Origin of the sequence: Kitasatospora sp. NPDC057936 (genome assembly GCF_042887525.1) — a bacterium.
Classification (GTDB): Bacteria; Actinomycetota; Actinomycetes; order Streptomycetales; family Streptomycetaceae; genus Kitasatospora.
Genome location: NZ_JBHVPD010000004.1, coordinates 128,264 through 145,701 on the forward strand (window position 1 = coordinate 128,264; position 17,438 = coordinate 145,701).

Annotated in this window: 15 protein-coding genes; 7 read left to right on the plus strand and 8 right to left on the minus strand. The window is 73.2% G+C overall.

What is annotated here, in order from left to right:
* The first annotated feature begins 49 nt into the window (after nt 1-49).
* A complete protein-coding gene (locus ACFVU9_RS03735; protein ID WP_387589551.1) occupies nt 50-1,951 on the plus strand; it encodes an NAD-binding protein in 1,902 nt (633 codons plus the stop codon).
* A 126-nt stretch (nt 1,952-2,077) separates the two neighbouring features.
* On the opposite strand, the gene ACFVU9_RS03740 is transcribed toward ACFVU9_RS03735, so the two are convergent.
* From ACFVU9_RS03740 to ACFVU9_RS03770, 7 genes are all read right to left on the minus strand, one after another.
* The gene (locus ACFVU9_RS03740; protein WP_329930762.1) at nt 2,078-2,863 is read right to left on the minus strand and encodes an enoyl-CoA hydratase; all 786 of its coding nucleotides are present in this window, start codon (nt 2,861-2,863) and stop codon (nt 2,078-2,080) included.
* 154 nt (nt 2,864-3,017) lie between these two features.
* Entirely contained in the window at nt 3,018-4,064 is a 1,047-nt protein-coding gene (locus ACFVU9_RS03745) for an enoyl-CoA hydratase/isomerase family protein (protein WP_387589553.1), read from the minus strand.
* 187 nt (nt 4,065-4,251) lie between these two features.
* Nucleotides 4,252-5,472 carry a fumarylacetoacetase gene (fahA, locus tag ACFVU9_RS03750; RefSeq protein ID WP_380445563.1) on the minus strand — a complete coding sequence of 407 codons (1,221 nt, stop codon included), beginning with the start codon at nt 5,470-5,472 and terminating at the stop codon, nt 4,252-4,254.
* Nucleotides 5,469-6,353 carry a hypothetical protein gene (locus ACFVU9_RS03755; RefSeq protein ID WP_387589557.1) on the minus strand — a complete coding sequence of 295 codons (885 nt, stop codon included), beginning with the start codon at nt 6,351-6,353 and terminating at the stop codon, nt 5,469-5,471. Before ACFVU9_RS03755 ends, fahA begins: the two co-directional genes overlap by 4 nt.
* Nucleotides 6,320-7,522 (minus strand): homogentisate 1,2-dioxygenase, encoded by a 1,203-nt coding sequence (locus ACFVU9_RS03760; protein ID WP_387589560.1) that lies wholly within the window; start codon nt 7,520-7,522, stop codon nt 6,320-6,322. The genes ACFVU9_RS03755 and ACFVU9_RS03760 overlap by 34 nt, the downstream gene beginning before the upstream one ends.
* 95 nt (nt 7,523-7,617) lie before the next feature.
* Nucleotides 7,618-8,832, minus strand: a complete 1,215-nt coding sequence (hppD, locus tag ACFVU9_RS03765; RefSeq protein ID WP_380445566.1) for a 4-hydroxyphenylpyruvate dioxygenase — start codon at nt 8,830-8,832, stop codon at nt 7,618-7,620.
* A 208-nt stretch (nt 8,833-9,040) separates the two neighbouring features.
* A complete protein-coding gene (locus ACFVU9_RS03770; RefSeq protein ID WP_387589563.1) occupies nt 9,041-10,384 on the minus strand; it encodes a phosphoribosyltransferase family protein in 1,344 nt (447 codons plus the stop codon).
* Nucleotides 10,385-10,705: 321 nt separating this feature from the next.
* Between ACFVU9_RS03770 and ACFVU9_RS03775 the strand changes: the two genes are divergently transcribed.
* From ACFVU9_RS03775 to ACFVU9_RS03790, 4 genes are all read left to right on the plus strand, one after another.
* Entirely contained in the window at nt 10,706-11,065 is a 360-nt protein-coding gene (locus tag ACFVU9_RS03775; RefSeq protein ID WP_380499971.1) for a hypothetical protein, read from the plus strand.
* A complete protein-coding gene (locus ACFVU9_RS03780) occupies nt 11,062-11,484 on the plus strand; it encodes a hypothetical protein (protein WP_387589567.1) in 423 nt (140 codons plus the stop codon). Before ACFVU9_RS03775 ends, ACFVU9_RS03780 begins: the two co-directional genes overlap by 4 nt.
* Before the next feature lie 44 nt (nt 11,485-11,528).
* Complete coding sequence (locus ACFVU9_RS03785; RefSeq protein ID WP_387589570.1) at nt 11,529-12,191, plus strand: cupin domain-containing protein; 663 nt, start codon at nt 11,529-11,531, stop codon at nt 12,189-12,191.
* Nucleotides 12,192-12,372: 181 nt separating this feature from the next.
* Nucleotides 12,373-12,564 (plus strand): hypothetical protein, encoded by a 192-nt coding sequence (locus ACFVU9_RS03790; protein ID WP_387589577.1) that lies wholly within the window; start codon nt 12,373-12,375, stop codon nt 12,562-12,564.
* 116 nt (nt 12,565-12,680) lie between these two features.
* On the opposite strand, the gene ACFVU9_RS03795 is transcribed toward ACFVU9_RS03790, so the two are convergent.
* Nucleotides 12,681-14,924: a sensor histidine kinase gene (locus ACFVU9_RS03795; protein ID WP_387589580.1), complete on the minus strand. Its 2,244-nt coding sequence runs from the start codon at nt 14,922-14,924 to the stop codon at nt 12,681-12,683.
* Nucleotides 14,925-15,191: 267 nt separating this feature from the next.
* Between ACFVU9_RS03795 and ACFVU9_RS03800 the strand changes: the two genes are divergently transcribed.
* Nucleotides 15,192-16,055, plus strand: coding sequence for a response regulator (locus ACFVU9_RS03800; RefSeq protein WP_387589583.1), 864 nt, complete (start codon nt 15,192-15,194; stop codon nt 16,053-16,055).
* Nucleotides 16,056-16,506: 451 nt separating this feature from the next.
* Entirely contained in the window at nt 16,507-17,334 is an 828-nt protein-coding gene (locus ACFVU9_RS03805; RefSeq protein WP_380445573.1) for a M28 family metallopeptidase, read from the plus strand.
* Nucleotides 17,335-17,438 lie beyond the last annotated feature (104 nt).

Below are 17,438 nucleotides of genomic sequence, written 5' to 3' on the forward strand. Positions count from 1 at the left end.
TCCCGGAACGACACCTTCCGAACACCTGGCGTGGATATCATCCGTCGGTATGACTTCTGAAGGGTGGGGGACCCCTCCGGTCGAGCCGATCAGCCAGCACTTCGTCGTCCGCGGCGGGAACGCGCTGGCCCACCGGCTGGTCCTGGAACTCGTCGAGCACTACGAGGTTCCGGTCGTCGTCCTGGTCGCGGACCGCGACCACGACCACGCGCCGCAGATCGAGCAGCTGACCGGCGTCTCGGCCGTGGTCGAGTACAGCAGCATCACCGACGAGGCACTGCGCGCGGTGTCCATCGGGACCGCGCGCGGCCTCGCCCTCGTCGAGGGCGACGACCAGGAGAACATCCACGCGGCGCTCAGCGCCCAGGGCCGCAACCCGAACATCCGGATAGTCCTGCGGATGTTCAACCAGCGCCTCGGGGAGAACATCGAACGCCTCCTCAGGAACGGCGCCGCGCTCTCCGGCTCCGCCACCGCGGCACCGGCCTTCGCGGCTGCGGCGCTGGGCCGGCCCAACTCGGTCGCGGTCGGCGGACGCTTCCTGCACATCGCCTTCGACGAGGCGATCACCTCCGACCGGCTCTGCATCGTCGCCGACCGCATCGACCGCCAGGATGTCAGCAGGATCCGGCTGATGCCCGAACAGGAGGGCGGCTCGGCCGAGTTCGTCCGGCTCGCGAGCGAGTTCGGGGACGACGGTCCGGTGCGCGCCGGCGGCGCCGAGGTCCCCGCCCCGCGCCGCCCGGCCGAAGCCGCCGAGCCTGCCGAGCCCGCCGGGGCAGCCGAGTCAGCCGGGGCGGTCGCGCAGGAGGAAGCGACCGGAGCGGTGTCCGCGGCCGTCGACGACGAGGGCGGGATCGCCGCCCTCCAGGCGCTGCCGGTCGAACCGCGCGAACCGATCAGCTGGGCACGGCGGTTGCGCTGGCGACTGCTCGGCACCGCCCGCTACTTCACCAGCGCCCGGATGCGGCTGGTGCTGCTCATCGCGCTCGCCGCCGTGCTGATGGCCTTCTCCGTCCTCTGGTACCTGAGCCGGGACTTCGGCTGGACCGTCTACATCTCGCTGCTCGACCTCGCCGGCGCGGCCCAGCCGGACCAGCCCGCCGACATCGCCGCCGGGACGGGGACGGGCGGCCTGTGGCAGCGGGTCGCGCAGGTGGTGATCACGCTGTGCGGCATCACGTTCGCGCCGGTCGCCACCGCCATCGTGGTCGAGGCGCTCGCCTCCGGGCGGCGCGGCCAGCCCCGCAACCCGAGCGCCGGCACCCGGGAGCACGTGATCGTCGTCGGCCTCGGCAACGTCGGCACCCGCGTCGCGAGCCAGCTCCACGAACTGGGCGTACCGGTGGTGTGCATGGAGCGCGACCCGCAGGCGCGCGGCATCGCCGCCGTCCGGGCGCTCGGCATCCCGGTCGTCCTCGGGGATGGCCCGTTCGAGGAGCAGCTGCGCCGGGCCCGGCTGAAGCACAGCCGGGCGGTGGTCGCGGTCAGCGGCGACGACGCGACCAACCTGGAGGCGGCGCTGGAGGCGCGCCACGGCAATCCCGAAGTACGGGTGGTGGTGCGGCTGTTCGACGACGACTTCGCCGGGCACTTCTACGCGACGCTGGACAACGCGGCGTCCCGGTCCGTCTCCTACCTGGCGGCGCCCGCGTTCGCCGCCGCCCTGATGGGGCGTGAGGTGCTGGGCACCCTCTCGGTGTTCCGGCACGTGCTGCTGATCGCGGAGCTGACGGTGGAGGACGGCAGCGGGCTGATCGGCATGAACCGGCACGACCTGGAGGACCCGGGCGGCGTCCGGGTGATCGCCGCCCGGGTCGCCCGCAGTCCGCACCTGCAGTGGAACTACGCCGACCGCACCCGCCGCCTCGGCCCGGGCGACCAGATCGTCGTCGCCGCGACCCGCAGCGGGTTCGCCCGGCTCAACACGGTGCTGGCGGAGGAGGGCTGACGGGAGTCGGCGAACAGATAACAGATGACAGATTTCATCATCTGTTATCTGTTCGCCGTCATCTGTCACTCGTCATCTGTCACCCGTCAGGCGTTTGCCGCCCTACCCCGGGTGCGCGGTCCGTGCTCAGCGGTTGATGAACGCGGCCGGCCGCTTCTCGGCGAAGGCGTTCATGCCCTCCTTCTGGTCCGCGGTCGCGAACGCGGCGTGGAACAGGCGCCGCTCGAAACGGACGCCCTCCGCCAGCGTGGTCTCGAAGGCGCGGTTGACGCTCTCCTTCATCATGATCGCGGCCGGGGCGGACATCGCCGCGACGGTCTCGGCCGTGGCCAGCGCCTCGGCCAGCAGCTGGTCGGCCGGGACGATCCGGGAGACCAGGCCGGCGCGCTCGGCCTCCTCGGCGCCCATCATCCGCCCGGTCAGGCACAGCTCCATCGCCTTCGCCTTGCCGACCGCCCGGGTCAGCCGCTGCGAGCCGCCGATGCCGGGGATGACGCCGAGCTTGATCTCCGGCTGCCCGAACTTCGCGGTGTCGGCGGCCAGCAGGATGTCGCACAGCATGGCCAGCTCGCAGCCGCCGCCGAGCGCGAAGCCCGCCACCGCCGCGACGACCGGCTTGCGCAGCTGGCCGAGCCGGTCCCATGGGCCCAGCCAGTCGTCCAGGTAGACGTCCGGGAACTGGTTGCCCTGCATCTCCTTGATGTCGGCGCCCGCCGCGAAGGCCTTCTCCGACCCGGTGATCACCAGACAGCCGATCTCCGGGTCCCGGTCGAACCGCGTCGCGGCCTCGACGACCTCGTTCATCAGCTGCGTGTTCAGCGCGTTGAGCGCCTTCGGACGGTTGAGCGTGATCAGCCCCACCCGGCCCTTGCGCTCGACCAGGATCGTCTCGTAGGTCTCGGTCTCGGTCATCGCCGTCGACTCCCATTCCGCTGCTCGGCGCCGCACGGGCGCGCCCTGACCACCCAACGATCTACGAAGCGCCCCGCCTCGCGCCAGTCTTGGCATGCGAGACAGTCGTCACGGGTCCGGCCCGCGGCCGAGCGGTGGGCGGAGGGCGCGCGGGTCAGGCCAGGCCGAGCTCGTCGCCCTCGCGCGGGGCGAAGTGGCGGGCCACGTCGGCCTCCGTCACCTCGGCGAGCATGGCGGGGGACCAGCGCGGGTTGCGGTCCTTGTCGATCACCTGGGCGCGGATGCCCTCGACCAGGTCGTGACTGTCCAGCGCCGCACAGGAGATGCGGTACTCCTGGTCGAGCACCGCCTCCAGCGACGGCAGCGGCCGGGCCCGGCGCAGTGCGGCGAGGGTGGTCTTGACGGCGGTCGGCGAGTTGGCGAGGACCAGTTCGGCGGCCTCCTTCGCCTCGGGCACCCCGGAGTCGAGGAGGCGTTCGACGATCTCCTCGGCCGTGTCGGCGGCGTAGCAGGTGTCGATCCACTCGCGCTGGGCCGCGAGGCCGGCGAGCGGCGCCGCTTCGGCGGCGGCGACGACCACGGCGGTCACGGCGTCCGCGTCCGGGGCCGCCGCGAGGGCGGAGAGCAGGGCCGGGATCTTCGCGGACGGGACGAAGTGGTCCGCGAAGCCGCACAGGAGGGCGTCCCCGGGGCCCATCGACGCGGAGGTGAGGCCGAGATGGGTGCCCAACTCGCCCGGGGCGTGGGCCAACAGGCGACTTCCGCCGACATCCGGCACGAGGCCGATCCGGGTCTCGGGCATGGCGATGACGGAGCGCTCGGTGACGATGCGCACCGAGCCGTGGGCGGAGAGGCCGACGCCGCCGCCCATCGTGATGCCGTCCATGACCGCGACGTACGGCTTGGGGCAGCGGGCGATGAGGGCGTTGAGCCGGTACTCGTCGCGGAAGAACGCCCGGGCGCCGGCGCCGCCCACCTTGGCGTCGTCGTGCATGGCCCGGATGTCGGCACCGGCGCAGAGGCCGCGTTCGCCGGCTCCGGTCAGGACGATGGTGCGCACGGTGTCGTCCGCGGTCCAGGCGTCCACCGCCTCCCGGACGGCGGTGATCATGCCGTGGGTGAGGGAGTTGAGCGCCCTCGGCCGGTTCAGCACGATCCGCCCGGCCCAGCCGTCCTGGAAGTCCTGCACCTCGCCGCTCATCGGGCCCGCTCCCGTTCGTCGGTGTCGAAGATCCCCGTCCCTGTCGCCCACCGTACTAGGCCGAACGGGCAACAGATGACAGCTGACAGAAGACGAAATCTGTCAGCTGTCATCTGTCATCTGTTCGCCGTCACGCGCCGGTCGTGCGATCCGACTACGACCCGTCTACGACCCGACTACGACCCGGCTAAGGCTCGACCCGCCCCGTCACCTCGCCGAAGCCGACGACCGTCCCGTCCGGGCCCGGAGCCGTCGCGGTGATCGTCACCTCGTCGCCGTCCTCCAGGAACGTCCGCGTCGTGCCGTCCGCCAGCTTCAGCGGCTCCTCGCCGTTCCAGGTCAGCTCGATCAGCGCACCCCGGGTGTCCGGCTCCGGCCCGCTGACCGTCCCCGACGCGAACAGGTCGCCGGTGCGCAGCGACGCGCCGTTGACCGTCATGTGGGTGAGCTGCTGCTGCGCCGTCCAGTACATCGACGCGAACGGCGGCCGGGAGACGAGGTGCCCGTTCAGGCGGACCTCCATCGCCAGGTCCAGGCCCCACGGCTCGCCGCCGCGGTCGTCCAGGTACGGCAGCGGCTCGACGTCGCGCTCCGGCGGGCTGACCCGGGCGTGCTGGAGGGCGTCCAGCGGGACGATCCACGGCGAGACCGAGGTCGTGAAGGACTTGCCGAGGAACGGGCCGAGCGGCACGTACTCCCAGGCCTGGATGTCGCGCGCGGACCAGTCGTTGACCAGGCACACGCCGAACACGTGGTCGCGGAAGTCGTCCAGGACGACCGGCCGCCCGAGCGTGGACGGCGCGCCGACGACGAAGCCGACCTCGGCCTCGATGTCGAGCCGGCGGGTCGGCCCGAAGGACGGCACCGCGTCGGCCGGCGCCTTGCGCTGCCCGTGCGGGCGCACGACCGGGGTGCCGGACACGACGACCGTCCCCGCCCGCCCGTGGTAACCGATCGGCAGGTGCTTCCAGTTGGGGGTGAGCGGCTCCGAGCCCGGGCGGAAGATCCGGCCCAGGTTGGTGGCGTGGTGCTCGCTCGCGTAGAAGTCGACGTAGTCCGCGACCTCGAACGGCAGGTGCAGCTCGACCTCGCCCGCCGGCAGCAGCGCCGGCGTCAGCGCCTCGCGGTAGGACTCGTCCGTCAGCCACAGCGTGAGGTCGGCCCGCACCTGCGTCCAGGCTGAACGCCCGGCGGCCATCAGGGGGTTGAGCGAGTCCGCGGCCAGCAGCACCGACGGCGACCCGGCGGCACGGGCGGCGGCCCCGGCATCGAGCACGAAGTCCCCGACGCGCACGCCGATCCGGCGCCGCCCGGGCTGGTCGGCGGCGGTGAAGACGCCGTACGGCAGGTTGTGCACGCCGAACGGCGAGTCCTGGGCGCTGGCGAGCCAGCTGCGGGGGGTGCTCAACGGTCCTCCTGGGCGAGTGGGCTGGGCGACAGCAGGCCGAGCGCGGCCAGGTCGTCCAGGGGTTCGGCGATGCTGCAGGTGCCGAACGCGGTGAACGAGTTGCGGATCACCGTAACCTGGTGCGCGCTCAGGGCGCGGACGGCCTTGGCCAGCACGTGGCCGTCGCGTTCCGCGAGCACCTCGGCGGCCGCGGCGCGGTCCGTCTCCTGCGCGGCCAGCAGCACGTTGAGGAAGCCGTGGTGCTCGAAGCCGGTCACCGGATCGGTGTGCCGGACGGCGTTGTGCAGCCCCGCCGTGCACTTGTACGGCAGGCCTCGCCGCGCGCAGCCGGTGAGGAACGCGGCCAGCTCGTCCTCGCCCGGGAAGGCCTGCGCGACGACCCCGCCGGTGCGGAACTTCGCCCGGTAGGCGCTGTCCACCAGGGCGTCCAGCGTCTCGTCCAGCCCGTCCCCGTGCAGGAGTTCGCGCGGCAGTTCGACGGCGGCGGGCACGTCCGGCGGCAGCAGCCGGTCCAGCTCGGCCACCGCCTCGTGCACGTCCCGGGTCGCGAGCTCGACGCCCGCGACCTCGAACGGCCCGGCGGCGGCGAGAGCCGGCCCGAGCTCGGCACTGCCCCCCGGCAGCACCAGCCCGACCCTCAGCGGCCCGGTGCCCTCCACCGCCGCGGCCAGCTTGCCCAGCCGGCCCGCCCCGCACAGGAAGGGGCCGACCGCGTCGGCGTACCAGGCCGTGCGGTGGGCGCGGTGCGCGGGCACCGCCTCGGCGACCGGCAGGTTCCCCGGCGGGAACACCGCCGCGTCGTCGAAGAGTCCGCGGAACAGGTCCGGGATCGCGGAGCCGCCCGCGCTCATCGCCCGGGCCCCCGGCCCGACCACGTCCACGCGTAGTTCGCGTCCTCACTGGCCCGGCCGCCCTCGCCCAGCTCCAGCGGGTGGAACGTGTCCACCATGACCGCGAGCTCGTCGAAGAACTCCGCGCCGATGCTGCGCTCGTACGCGCCCGGCTGCGGGCCGTGGGTGTGCCCGCCCGGGTGCAGCGAGATCGAACCCTGGCCGATGCCCGAGCCCTTGCGGGCCGCGTAGTCGCCGCCGCAGTAGAACATGACCTCGTCGCTGTCCACGTTCGCGTGGTAGTACGGCACCGGGATCGACAGCGGGTGGTAATCCACCTTGCGCGGAACGAAGTTGCAGATCACGAAGTTGTTGCCCTCGAACACCTGGTGGGCCGGCGGCGGCTGGTGGATCCGCCCGGTGATCGGCTCGAAGTCCCGGATGTTGAAGACGTACGGGTACAGGCAGCCGTCCCAGCCCACCACGTCGAAGGGGTGGTGCGGCACGGTGTAGCGGGTGCCCGAAATCCCGTTCGGTCCACGGTGCTTGACCAGCACGTCGACATCCCCGGGGGTGTCGACGACGAGCGGCCCGACGGGCCCGCGGAAGTCCCGCTCGCAGTACGGCGCGTGCTCCAGCAGCTGCCCGTACTTGGAGAGGTAGCGCTTCACCGGCGTGATGTGGCTGTTCGCCTCGATGCAGTACGCCCGCAGCGGCTCGTCCCCGGAGGGCACCCACCGGTGCGTGGTCGCCCGCGGGATGATCACGTAGTCGCCCGGGCCGACCTCCAGCGCGCCGAAGACCGTCTCCACCGTGCCGGAGCCGGACTCCACGTACACGCACTCGTCGCCGAGCCCGTTGCGGTACAGCTCGCTCGGCGCCCCGGCCGCGACGTACGAGATCCGCACGTCGCCGTTGCCGAGGACCAGCCGGCGGCCGCCCACCACGTCCGCGGCCTTCCACTCCTGGCCGGCGAACAGCTCGTGGAGCTTCAGGTGGCGGGGGAGCAGGGGATGGTTGGGCACCGTGGACTGGTCCGGCAGCTCCCACGGCACCGCGTTCACCACGGCGGACGGGATGCCGCGGTGGTAGAGCAGCGAGGAATCGGAGGAGAACCCCTCCTCGCCCATCAACTCCTCGTAGTACAGCCCGCCTTCGGGTGTGCGGTGCTGCGTGTGCCGCTTGGGCGGGATGCTGCCCAGCTGCCGGTAGTACGCCATCTCCCTGCTCCTCCTCGACCGTGCTCAGCCGCTCGTGCTCACGGTACGTCGACCGCGTTCACGGTACGTCGACCGTGTTCAGAGTTCCGCGACCCTCACAGGTTGCCGCGGGCCTCCTGCTCGCGCTCGATGGACTCGAACAGCGCCTTGAAGTTGCCCTTGCCGAAGCCGAGCGAACCGTGGCGCTCGATGAACTCGTAGAACACGGTGGGGCGGTCGCCGATCGGCTTGGTGAAGATCTGCAGCAGGTAGCCGTCCTCGTCGCGGTCGACCAGGATGCCGCGCTTCTTCAGCTCCTCGATCGGCACGCGCACCTTGCCGATCCGGGCGCGCAGCTCCGGGTCGTCGTAGTACGCGTCCGGGGTGTTGAGGAACTCGACGCCGCGCGCCCGCAGGATGTCGACCGTGGTGAGGATGTCGTTGGTGGCGAGCGCCATGTGCTGGCAGCCCGGACCGGTGTAGAACTCCAGGTACTCGTCGATCTGCGACTTCTTCTTGGCGATCGCCGGCTCGTTCAGCGGGAACTTGACCCGGTGGTTGCCGCTCGCGACGACCTTCGACATCAGCGCGGAGTAGTCGGTGGCGATGTCGTCGCCGACGAACTCGGCCATGTTCACGAAGCCCATGACCCGGTTGTAGAACGAGACCCACTCGTCCATCTTGCCGAGCTCGACGTTGCCGACCGCGTGGTCCAGCGCCTGGAACAGCCGCTTCGGCGAGCCCTCCGGGTGCTTGACCCTGCTCTCCGCGACGACGTAGCCCGGCAGGTACGGGCCGTGGTAGCGGGAGCGGTCGATCAGGGTGTGCCGGGTCTCGCCGTAGGTCGCGATCGCGGCGCGGCGCACGGTGCCGTTCTCGTCCGAGACGTCGTTCGGCTCCTCCAGCACGGTGGCGCCGGTCGCGCGGGCGTGCTCGATGCACTTGTCGACGTCCGGCACCTCCAGCGCCAGGTCGACGACGCCGTCGCCGTGGCGGCGGTGGTGGTCCAGCAGCGGGCTGTCCGGCTGGACGCCGCCCTTGATCACGAAGCGGCACGAGCCGGAGCGGAGCACGAAGGCCTTGCGGTCGCGGCGACCGGTCTCCGGGCCGGAGTAGGCGACCAGCTCCATGCCGAACACGGCCTGGTAGAACTGCGCCGTCTGGGTGGCGTTGCCGACCACGAACACGACCGCGTCCTGGGCGGTCACGGGGAACGGGTCGGTGGCCGGGTCGTGCTCGACGAGGCCGACGAGGCGGCGCAGCTGGTCGGCGTCGAGACCGGCCTCGCGCTCCTCGGGGGTCAGCTCAAGGGCGTGGGACTGCGGGGTCATCGGTCTTCCTCCACTTTGGGCCTCGGCTCTGAGGCGTCCGCTTGAGGCGGCCGCGCCACTGATGGGGGTGGGCGGTGCGGCTGAGCGGAGAGCTTGCTCCTGTCCGGGTGGTTGGGCAACAGGTCGGTTTTTCACTGTTCAATGTGTACAAGCTGATCAGGAAATCCCGCGTTCGGCTGCGCAATATGCGCTGCTGATCGGGGTCGATTCACGAACTCTGCGTAACCGGTTCGAAGGGGTCGCCCGGTGCTCCGAGGTGGTGCCGGAACCAGTCCCCGGCCAGCTCGGCGACCTGGTCCAACGCGCCCGGCTCCTCGAACAGGTGGCCCGCTCGGGGGACCACCGCGAGTTCACTCTCGCAGCGCAGCCGGGCCCGCGCCCGCCGGTTGAGGTCGATCACCGTGCCGTCGAGGCCGCCGACGACGAGCAGGGTCGGGGCGGTGACCCGGCCCAGGGCGTCCGGCCCGGCCAGATCGGGGCGGCCGCCGCGTGACACCACGGCGCCGACCCCGGGCCCGAGGTCGGCGGCAGTGTGCAGCGCGGCGGCGGCGCCCGTGCTCGCGCCGAACAGGCCGAGCGGCAGGGCCCGGGTCGCATCCAGGGCGGTCAGCCGCTCGGCGACGGCGGTCAGGCGGGAGCCGAGCAGGCCGACGTCGAACACCTTGCTCCGGTCCGGCTCCTCGGCCTCGGTGAGCAGGTCGAACAGCAGCGTGGCCAGGCCGGACCGGTTGAGGTGGCGGGCGACGTGCCGGTTGCGGGGGCTGTGGCGGCTGCTGCCGCTGCCGTGTGCGAAGACGACGATGCCGCAGGCGTCGGCGGGGACGGTCAGGTGGCCGGGCAGGCGGACGCCGGCGGCGGAGAGCTCCACCTCGCGGTCGAGGGCGACGGGCGCGGGCGGGCGCTCGCCGCGGGCCTCGGCCAGCAGGCTCAGGACCTCGTCGTCGCCGGTCTGGGAGAAGTCGCCGTAGAACTCGCCGATCGCGAAGAACGGGGACGGCGTGGTGACGCAGACCAGTTCGTCGGCGACGTCGGCCAGGCGGTCCGTCCAGTCCCGGGGGGCCACGGGGACGGCGAGGACCACGCGGGCCGCGCCGCGGGCGCGCACGATCCGGCAGGCGGCCCGGGCGGTGGAGCCGGTGGCGATGCCGTCGTCGACGACGATGACGGTCCGGCCGCGCAGGTCGGCGGGCGGGCGGTCGCCCCGGTAGCGGCGGGCGCGGCGCTCCAGCTCGGCGCGCTCGCGCCGCTCCACGTCGGCCAGTTGGTCGGGGGCGATCCCGCCGAGGCGCATCACCTCGTCGTTCAGGACCCGGACGCCGCCCTCGCCGATGGCGCCCATGCCGAGCTCGGGCTGGTAGGGCACGCCGAGCTTGCGGATCACACAGATGTCCAGGGGCGCGCCGAGCGCCGCGGCGACCTCCGCGGCCACGGGCACCCCGCCGCGCGGCAGGGCGACCACGACCGCGTCCGACCCGCTCAGGTGCCCCAGGCGGGCGGCCAGTCGGCGGCCCGCGTCGGTGCGGTCGGTGAAGTGGGTACCGGTGACGTGCATCGCGCAGCCTCCGAGTTCCACGGTACGTCGGGTGGGCGGAGCGGGAGTGGGCGAACAGCTGACAGATAACAGATTTCGAAATCTGTTATCTGTCAGCTGTTATCTGTTCGCTGTCGGCTATCCGTCGTCCCACCCGTCCCACCCGTCCCGCCCCCGTCCTGGCCGAGTCCCGCTCGCCGCCCGGGCGGGGGACGGGCACGGCCCGGGCGCGAGCCGGGAACCGCACGGGACCCAGCCCCCGTGCGGCCGGGACGGCGGGCGGCGGACCGTGATGTCGAAGGCGGGCCACCGGGGCCCGCCGCGACCCGAAGGAGCCCCGAGATGCCGGGCACCGTCCTCACCGACCTGCGCCGACACGGCGCCGTCGACCCCGGCCGCCTGCTCGCCGGCCCCCTCCGCGGTGTCGGCCTGCAGTGGCTCGACCCGGGCCGCAGCGCGGAGGTGGGCGCCGACACCGTCGAGCACATGCTCTACGTCACCGCCGGGTCCGGCCTGGCCGGTGAACCCGGGGAGGCCGGCGCCCCCGATGCGGGCATCCCGCTCGTCGAGGGCACCGCGCTCACCCTCCCGATCGGCGCGCGGACCGTCCTCACCGCCGGCACCGCCGGGATGGAGTACTTCCACGCGGTCCTCGCCGTCCCGCATCCCGCCCAAGCCCCGAAAGAAGGCGAACCCCGGTGATCGTCTCCAGCGCGACGGCCTCCGCCGCCGTCATCCTCGGCCCGAACGGCGAACGCGTCCGCGTCCGCTGCCTCGCCCGTCGCGACATGCTCACGAGCGCCTGCGAGTCCTTCGACCACCTGCGCCTGAGCCCCGGCGCCCACCACGTCCTGCCGGGACGCGCCGATGCCGAGACCGTGCTCCACGTCCTGCGCGGCACCGCCACCATCGGCCAACAGGCCGACGAGCCAGGCCACTTGGCATCAGACGGTGACCTCCTCCTGGCCGTGAGCGGTCGCACGCTCCATCTCGAAGCCGGCCCGCTCGGCGCGGAGCTGCTCTGCCTCACCCTCGCCGTTCCCCGCCGCACCGCGGGGACGCGAGAGAGTCTCGCCCGCCGCCGTGCCGAACGGCGCCACGTGTGCCACAACCGCCCTTGACCCCAGTGCCGTTCACCTGCACATGACCCTCGGAGGTCATCCGCGTGATTGTCGTCCCCGCCGCCGTGCCCCGCACCGCGCCCGCCCTCCAACGTCCGATCGACGCGAGCCGCCGCCCGCCCGTACTCGCCGGCCTGACCATCGAGACGCTGCCGCCCGGTGCCCACATCGAGCAACGCCCGCCGGCAGGCGCCGAATCGGTGACCGTGGTGCTCGCGGGCCGCCTCGCCGCGGCAGGCCGGATCCTCGGTCCGGGCGAGGCGCTCCACCACGCGCCCGGCAGCGTCTGCCGCCTCACCGCCCTCCGGGGTGCACCGACCGCCATCCTCACCGTCCAGCCGGTGGGGGCCGAAGAGTCGGTCAACATCCCTTCCCAGCGCAGGAGTTCTTCGGAACGGATGGCCTGGCGGAGGGTTGCTGTCACATCGATGACCCTCGCCGCACGTGAAGGCCACGAGCTCCTCCGCTACCCGGCGTCCGATGCGTTCATCGTCGTCATGTCGGGCACCGGCGTGCTTCTCGGCGAGTACGGCGAAGTCTCCCTCTTCCCCGGTGACTTGGCATACGTCCGGGCGGGGGAGCGGCACGGCCTCCGCGCCGGTCCGCAAGAGCCGGTCACGGCGCTTCTGGGCCGTGTCGGATGCCCGGACCCGCCCACCGACCACCTCGCCGACAGCGACCGGCCGCGCCCCTGCCGGTCGCACTGAGCCATCGCCGTCCTTCCTCCGCCCCGGGCCGGGACCGCCCCTCTGGGACCGCCCCTCTGGGACCGCCCCTCTGGGACCGGACCGGGACGGCGGTCCCATGCGGCCGGGGCGCACTCGTGCGCACAGTGGGGGGTGACCGATCGATCGACTCGGCCGTTCGGAAGAAGCGGGAGTACCACTCATGGCAACGAACACCACCACGAAGGCGCTCTGCATGGCCGGCGCCGCCGTCGGCGCCATCGCGGCAGCGGTCGCGCTGAAAAACGCATGCTCGGCGTCGGCGTCGGTGTCCGGCACCGGCTCGGCGCCGGGCACCGGGGAGTCGCCGCAGGGCTGCCAGCTCGGCCAGAAGTGCAGGCCCGGCCACACCTGACAGTCGGCCCTGTCCCCGATCCCCTGATGGCCCTCGGCGCCCCCCGGCACCGAGGGCCGTGCCGTGGGGTGACGGGTGGCCTGCCGACCGGCCGCGACGGCGCACACCCCGACGTCTCACACCTCGGGCGCGGAACCCGAGCCGTCCGTGCCGTGCTCTCGGGAGGGCGACCGCGGCAGCGTCGCCAGCACCTCCGTCCCCGCATGCTCCGGCAGGGGCCCGACGGTGCACCTGCCCCCGACCTCGGCGGCCCGGTCCGCCATCGACCGCAGCCCGACCCCGCTGGCCTCTCCGTCCCCTCTGTCCCCTCCGGCCCCTCCGTCCCGGCCGGCCTCCCGGGCCGTGTCCCCGACCAGCCCCACCCCGTCGTCCCTCACGGCCAGGGTGACGGCCTCTGCGTCCACCCGGACCGTCACCCTGGCGTGGCGCGCCCGGGCATGCCGCAGCACGTTGTTGAGGGCCTCGGCGGCGATCCGGTACACCGCGACCTCGACCGCCGCCGGCAGGTCGGGCAGCGGGTCCGGCGACACGTCGGCCGTCACCCTCAGCCCCGCGCCGCTGAACGTCCCGGCCAGCTGCCGCACGGCCCGCGTGAGCCCGAACTCGCCCAGCGGCGCGGGCCCGAGGCGTTCGGTGATCCGCCGTACCTCCTTGATCGCCATCCCGAGGTCGGCCGAGATTCCCCGCAGCGTCCCGCCGAGGCCGCCGTCCAGGACGGACGCCGCCGGAATCCCTGCACCTCCTGATCCCGCAGGAGCCGACGCCGCAGGAGCCGACGCCGCGGGAGCCGACGCCGCGTTGTCCACCCGCAGCCGAAGCCCCGCGAGCGCCGGACCGAGCCCGTCGTGGATGTCCCGGCGCAGCCGGCGCCGCTCCTCCTCCCGCGCCGCGACGAGTTGCTCCCGGCTCGCCTGCAGGTCCTCCTGCAGCCGCAGCGACGCGACCGCGGGCGAGGCCTGGTCGGCCAGCGAGCGCAGGATGTCGATGTCGCTCGGGTCCAGCCGCTCCTCGCCGTCCCGCAGCCCGACCGTCAACTCGCCGATCGGCTCGCCGTGGTGGACCAGCGCGAAGCCCTGCTCCCGCCGCCCGTCCAACCGCCCCACCGAGGCGAGCGGGCGCCGCCCGGCTCGCGTACTGACGGTGAGCGCGACCCCGGGCAGTCGCAGTTCCTCCGCGACCGTCGCACACAGCGCGGCGGGCAACTCCGCAGGGTCGACGACCTGCCGCACCCGCCCCGCCAGGTGCCGCAGCACCTGGTACGGCTGCGCCCGCTCGCCGTAGTACAGCCGGTCCACCAGCGAGACGGCCCACCGGGTGGCCCGCGGCAGTCCGGCACCGAGCGTGAACACGAGGGCGATCAGCACCAGCGCCGGCCCACTGTGCCCGGGCGCCAGCCGGCCGGACAGGACGGCCGCGAGCGCCACGAACAGTGCGGTGATCCCGGTGGCCAGCAGCAGCCCGCTGAGGACGCTGCGCGCGGCGCGGTCGAGCCGCCAGCCGCGGTCCCGGACGACCAGGTACCCGACGGCGACCGCCCAGGCGAGCCCGGCCGCCGCGAAGAGCGCGTAGCTGAGCCAGAACGCCTCCCGGTACATCCGCCGGTAGAAGTCCTGCATGCCGGCCCAGAACAGGTAGGCGGCGAGCATCGCCGCGACGTTCGCGCGGTGCCGCGCGACGGGTTGCCGCTGCCCCGCCGCCGGGGCGGCCGGCCGGAGGATCCGCGCCAGCAGGACGACGGCGGCGATGCCGACGAGCAGGTAGTTGACGGCGTCCGAGTACCCGTACACGTGCTCCCCGAGCGCTCCGAAGAACCGGGCGGGCGGACTGTCCGCGAGCGGGTCGGGGCGGTCGAACACCTCGGGCCTGGCGAGGAACGACAGCGAGCCCGGCAGCACCCAGAGCACGACCGCGGCGATGTACCACCACCAGCGGCGCGTGGTCAGGCGGCCGGTGGGCAGCCAGAGCGGAAGGACGTAGAAGAGCGTGGAGTTGACCGTGTCGCAGAGGACCTGGAACACCGCCGCGGCGCCCACGACGCCGGGGTCGGCGACCTGGACGGTGACCGGCGCCGCGGCGGCGTTGGGCAGGACGAGCGTGACCGCGTAGACCAGCATGACCCAGCCGAGCGGGTTGCCGGGGCGGTGGGCGTGGAGCAGCATCCCGGCACCGGCGGTCGGCAGGGCGTAGATGAGGATGCCGAGCTCGTTCCTGGGCGTGACGACGCTCGGGTCCCCCAGGTGGACGAGTACGTAGCAGATCCAGGCGGTGGCGACGACCAGGCAGACCGCCGTGACGACCGCAGCCGCCGTGAGCTGCTGCCGTGCCGCCGTCCGGGGCCGGGGGGAGGACGCCGTGGTCATGGCACCGCCTCGGAGGCTCGAAGGTGGACGTGGGCTTCGGGTACTCGGGGCTCCGGCCCGGGACGGCGAGGGGTGGCCGCCGTTCCGTGGGCCGCGTTCCAGTCTCGGCGGCCCGGTGTCCCGGGCGCATGGGGCAGGGGTCTCGTCCGCGGCCCGCAGCGGGTCACCGCCGGTGTCCCGCTGCTCCGGCCCGGCCGGTCAGCCGCCCGGATGACCCCGGAGCATGTCACGGAAAGTCACGTCATCGTCGCTGGTAGCGTCGGCCGGGTGAACGAACACCGGGTGGACGAACCGCAGCCCAACGCGCCGGAGCCGGACCTGTCGCAGCCCGGCACGCTGCGACCCGAGGGCCCGAGGCGTGATGAGCCGAGGCGTGATGAGCCGAAACCCGAGGACCCGATGCCCGCGGAGCCGAAACTTGCAGAGCCGGGGCTCGCGGAGTCGGGGCTCGCGGAGTCGGGGTCTGGCGAGCCGCAGGGAGTCAGGCCCGTCCGCGTCCTGGTCGTCGACGACCACCCGCTGTTCCGCGAGGGCCTCAAGGCGGCACTGGAGAGCGCCGAGGGCATCTCCGTCGTGGCGCAGGCCGAGCGGATCGCCGAGGTGCCGGGGGCCGTCGAGCGGTCCGTGCCGGACGTCGTGATCATGGACCTCTCGCTGCCCGACGGCTCTGGCCTGGAAGCCCTCCGGACGCTGTCGGGGCGCGAGCAGGCCCCGCCCGTGCTGATGCTGACCATGTCGGACGACGACGGGAACCTCCTCGCCGCCCTCCAGGCGGGGGCCCGCGGCTACCTGGTCAAGGGGGCCGGCCGGGAGGAGGTGCTGCACGCGGTGCGGACGGTCGCGGCGGGCGGCGCGGTCTTCGGGGGCGAGGTCGCGGGGCGGATCGCCGAGTTGCTGGCGGGTGCGCGGATGCGCGAGGCGGGACAGCTGTTCCCCGAACTCACCGCCCGAGAGGCCGAGGTGCTGGACCTGGTCGCGCGGGGACTGGACAACCGGCGGATCGCGCGTGAGCTGGTCGTGGCGGAGAAGACGGTGCGCAACCACGTGACCCACATCTTCGAGAAGCTGCACGTCGGCACGCGCGCCGAGGCGGTGGCCCGCGCCCGCGACATGGGCCTCGGCGACGGTTGACCGTCCCGGCCGGTCCAGGCCTTGGCCGACGGCCGACCGCTGCGCCACCCCTTGACGACCCCGGGGCCCGGCCGGATCCTCATGAACGCGTCAACTTTGCGATCGTGACCCGTCCTGACCCCACATCAGGTGTTCCGCCCGGAGTCCCCAATCCCGGTGCGCGTCCGCGAGGTTACGCCTTCCCGTTCTGCCCCACCGGAACCTGGAGCCTCCCGTGACCGAGCGCACCCCGCACGGCGTCCGTGCTGTCCTTCGACGTGCCGTCCCTCGTCGTACAGTCCTCCGCCGTGCAGCCCTTCGCGGTGCCGTTCTGCCTACCGCACTGGCCGGCCTGGTTGCCGCCGCCCTCTATGCCCCTGCCGCCCCGGCCACCGCAGCCGCCCCCGCTGCCCCGGCCGTCTGGGTAAAACCCGTCGGTCTCAAGGCACTTCAGGACGCCCCCGCCATACCCGTGGCCAACGTCAAGGCCCACCTCGCGCAACTGCAGTCCATAGCCGACGCCAATGGCGGGAACCGTGCCCACGGCACCTCCGGTTACCAGGCCTCGCTCGACTATGTGAAGGCGCAGCTGGACGCGGCCGGATTCACCACCGCCGTCCAGCAGTTCGACGACGGGGGTGCGGGCGGTGCCAACCTGATCGCCGACTGGCCGTCCGGCGACTCCGCGCACGTCGTGATGGCCGGAGCCCACCTCGACTCGGTCCAGGCCGGCCCCGGCGTCAACGACGACGGCTCCGGCACGGCGGGCATCCTGGAGACCGCCCTGGCCGTCTCGCGGGCCGGGCTCAAGCCCGCCAAGCACCTCCGGTTCGCATGGTGGGGAGCCGAGGAGAACGGCATGGTCGGCTCCCGGAACTACGTCAACGGCCTTTCCCCCGCCGACCGTTCGTCGATCGACACGTACCTGAACTTCGACATGATCGGCTCGCCGAACCCCGGCTACTTCACCTACCGCCAGGACCCGGCGCTGGACGCCCTGTTCCACGACTGGTTCGCCGCCCGCGGCATCGCCACCGAGCAGGACTTCGAGGGCGACGGCCGCTCCGACCACGCGCCCTTCCAGGATGCGGGCATCCGTGTCGGAGGGCTGTTCAGCGGCGCCGACTACATCAAGACGGCCGACCAGGCCGCCAAGTGGGGCGGCACCGCGGGCCAGGCGTTCGACGCCTGCTACCACGCCGCGTGCGACACCAGCGCCAACATCGACGACACCGCGCTGGGGCGGATGACCGACGCCATCGCCCACGCGCTCTGGACGCTCTCGGCCGACGGGAGTTGACCCCGCCGGCCCGCGAGGGCACCCGGGGGTGGCGGGGCGCCGGCCCGCCGCCCCGGGCCGGGCGGGGGCGGCCGCAGGTCAACGGGGGGCTGTCGTTTGAGCCG

Bases quoted from the DNA above. Each gene is read 5' to 3' on its own strand.
- ACFVU9_RS03770 (WP_387589563.1), bottom strand. From the start codon at position 10,384: ATGCACGTCACCGGTACCCACTTCACCGACCGCACCGACGCGGGCCGC.
- ACFVU9_RS03745 (WP_387589553.1), bottom strand. From the start codon at position 4,064: ATGAGCGGCGAGGTGCAGGACTTCCAGGACGGCTGGGCCGGGCGGATC.
- ACFVU9_RS03740 (WP_329930762.1), bottom strand. From the start codon at position 2,863: ATGACCGAGACCGAGACCTACGAGACGATCCTGGTCGAGCGCAAGGGC.
- ACFVU9_RS03735 (WP_387589551.1), top strand. From the start codon at position 50: ATGACTTCTGAAGGGTGGGGGACCCCTCCGGTCGAGCCGATCAGCCAG.
- ACFVU9_RS03790 (WP_387589577.1), top strand. From the start codon at position 12,373: ATGGCAACGAACACCACCACGAAGGCGCTCTGCATGGCCGGCGCCGCC.
- ACFVU9_RS03760 (WP_387589560.1), bottom strand. From the start codon at position 7,522: ATGGCGTACTACCGGCAGCTGGGCAGCATCCCGCCCAAGCGGCACACG.
- ACFVU9_RS03795 (WP_387589580.1), bottom strand. From the start codon at position 14,924: ATGACCACGGCGTCCTCCCCCCGGCCCCGGACGGCGGCACGGCAGCAG.
- hppD (WP_380445566.1), bottom strand. From the start codon at position 8,832: ATGACCCCGCAGTCCCACGCCCTTGAGCTGACCCCCGAGGAGCGCGAG.
- ACFVU9_RS03775 (WP_380499971.1), top strand. From the start codon at position 10,706: ATGCCGGGCACCGTCCTCACCGACCTGCGCCGACACGGCGCCGTCGAC.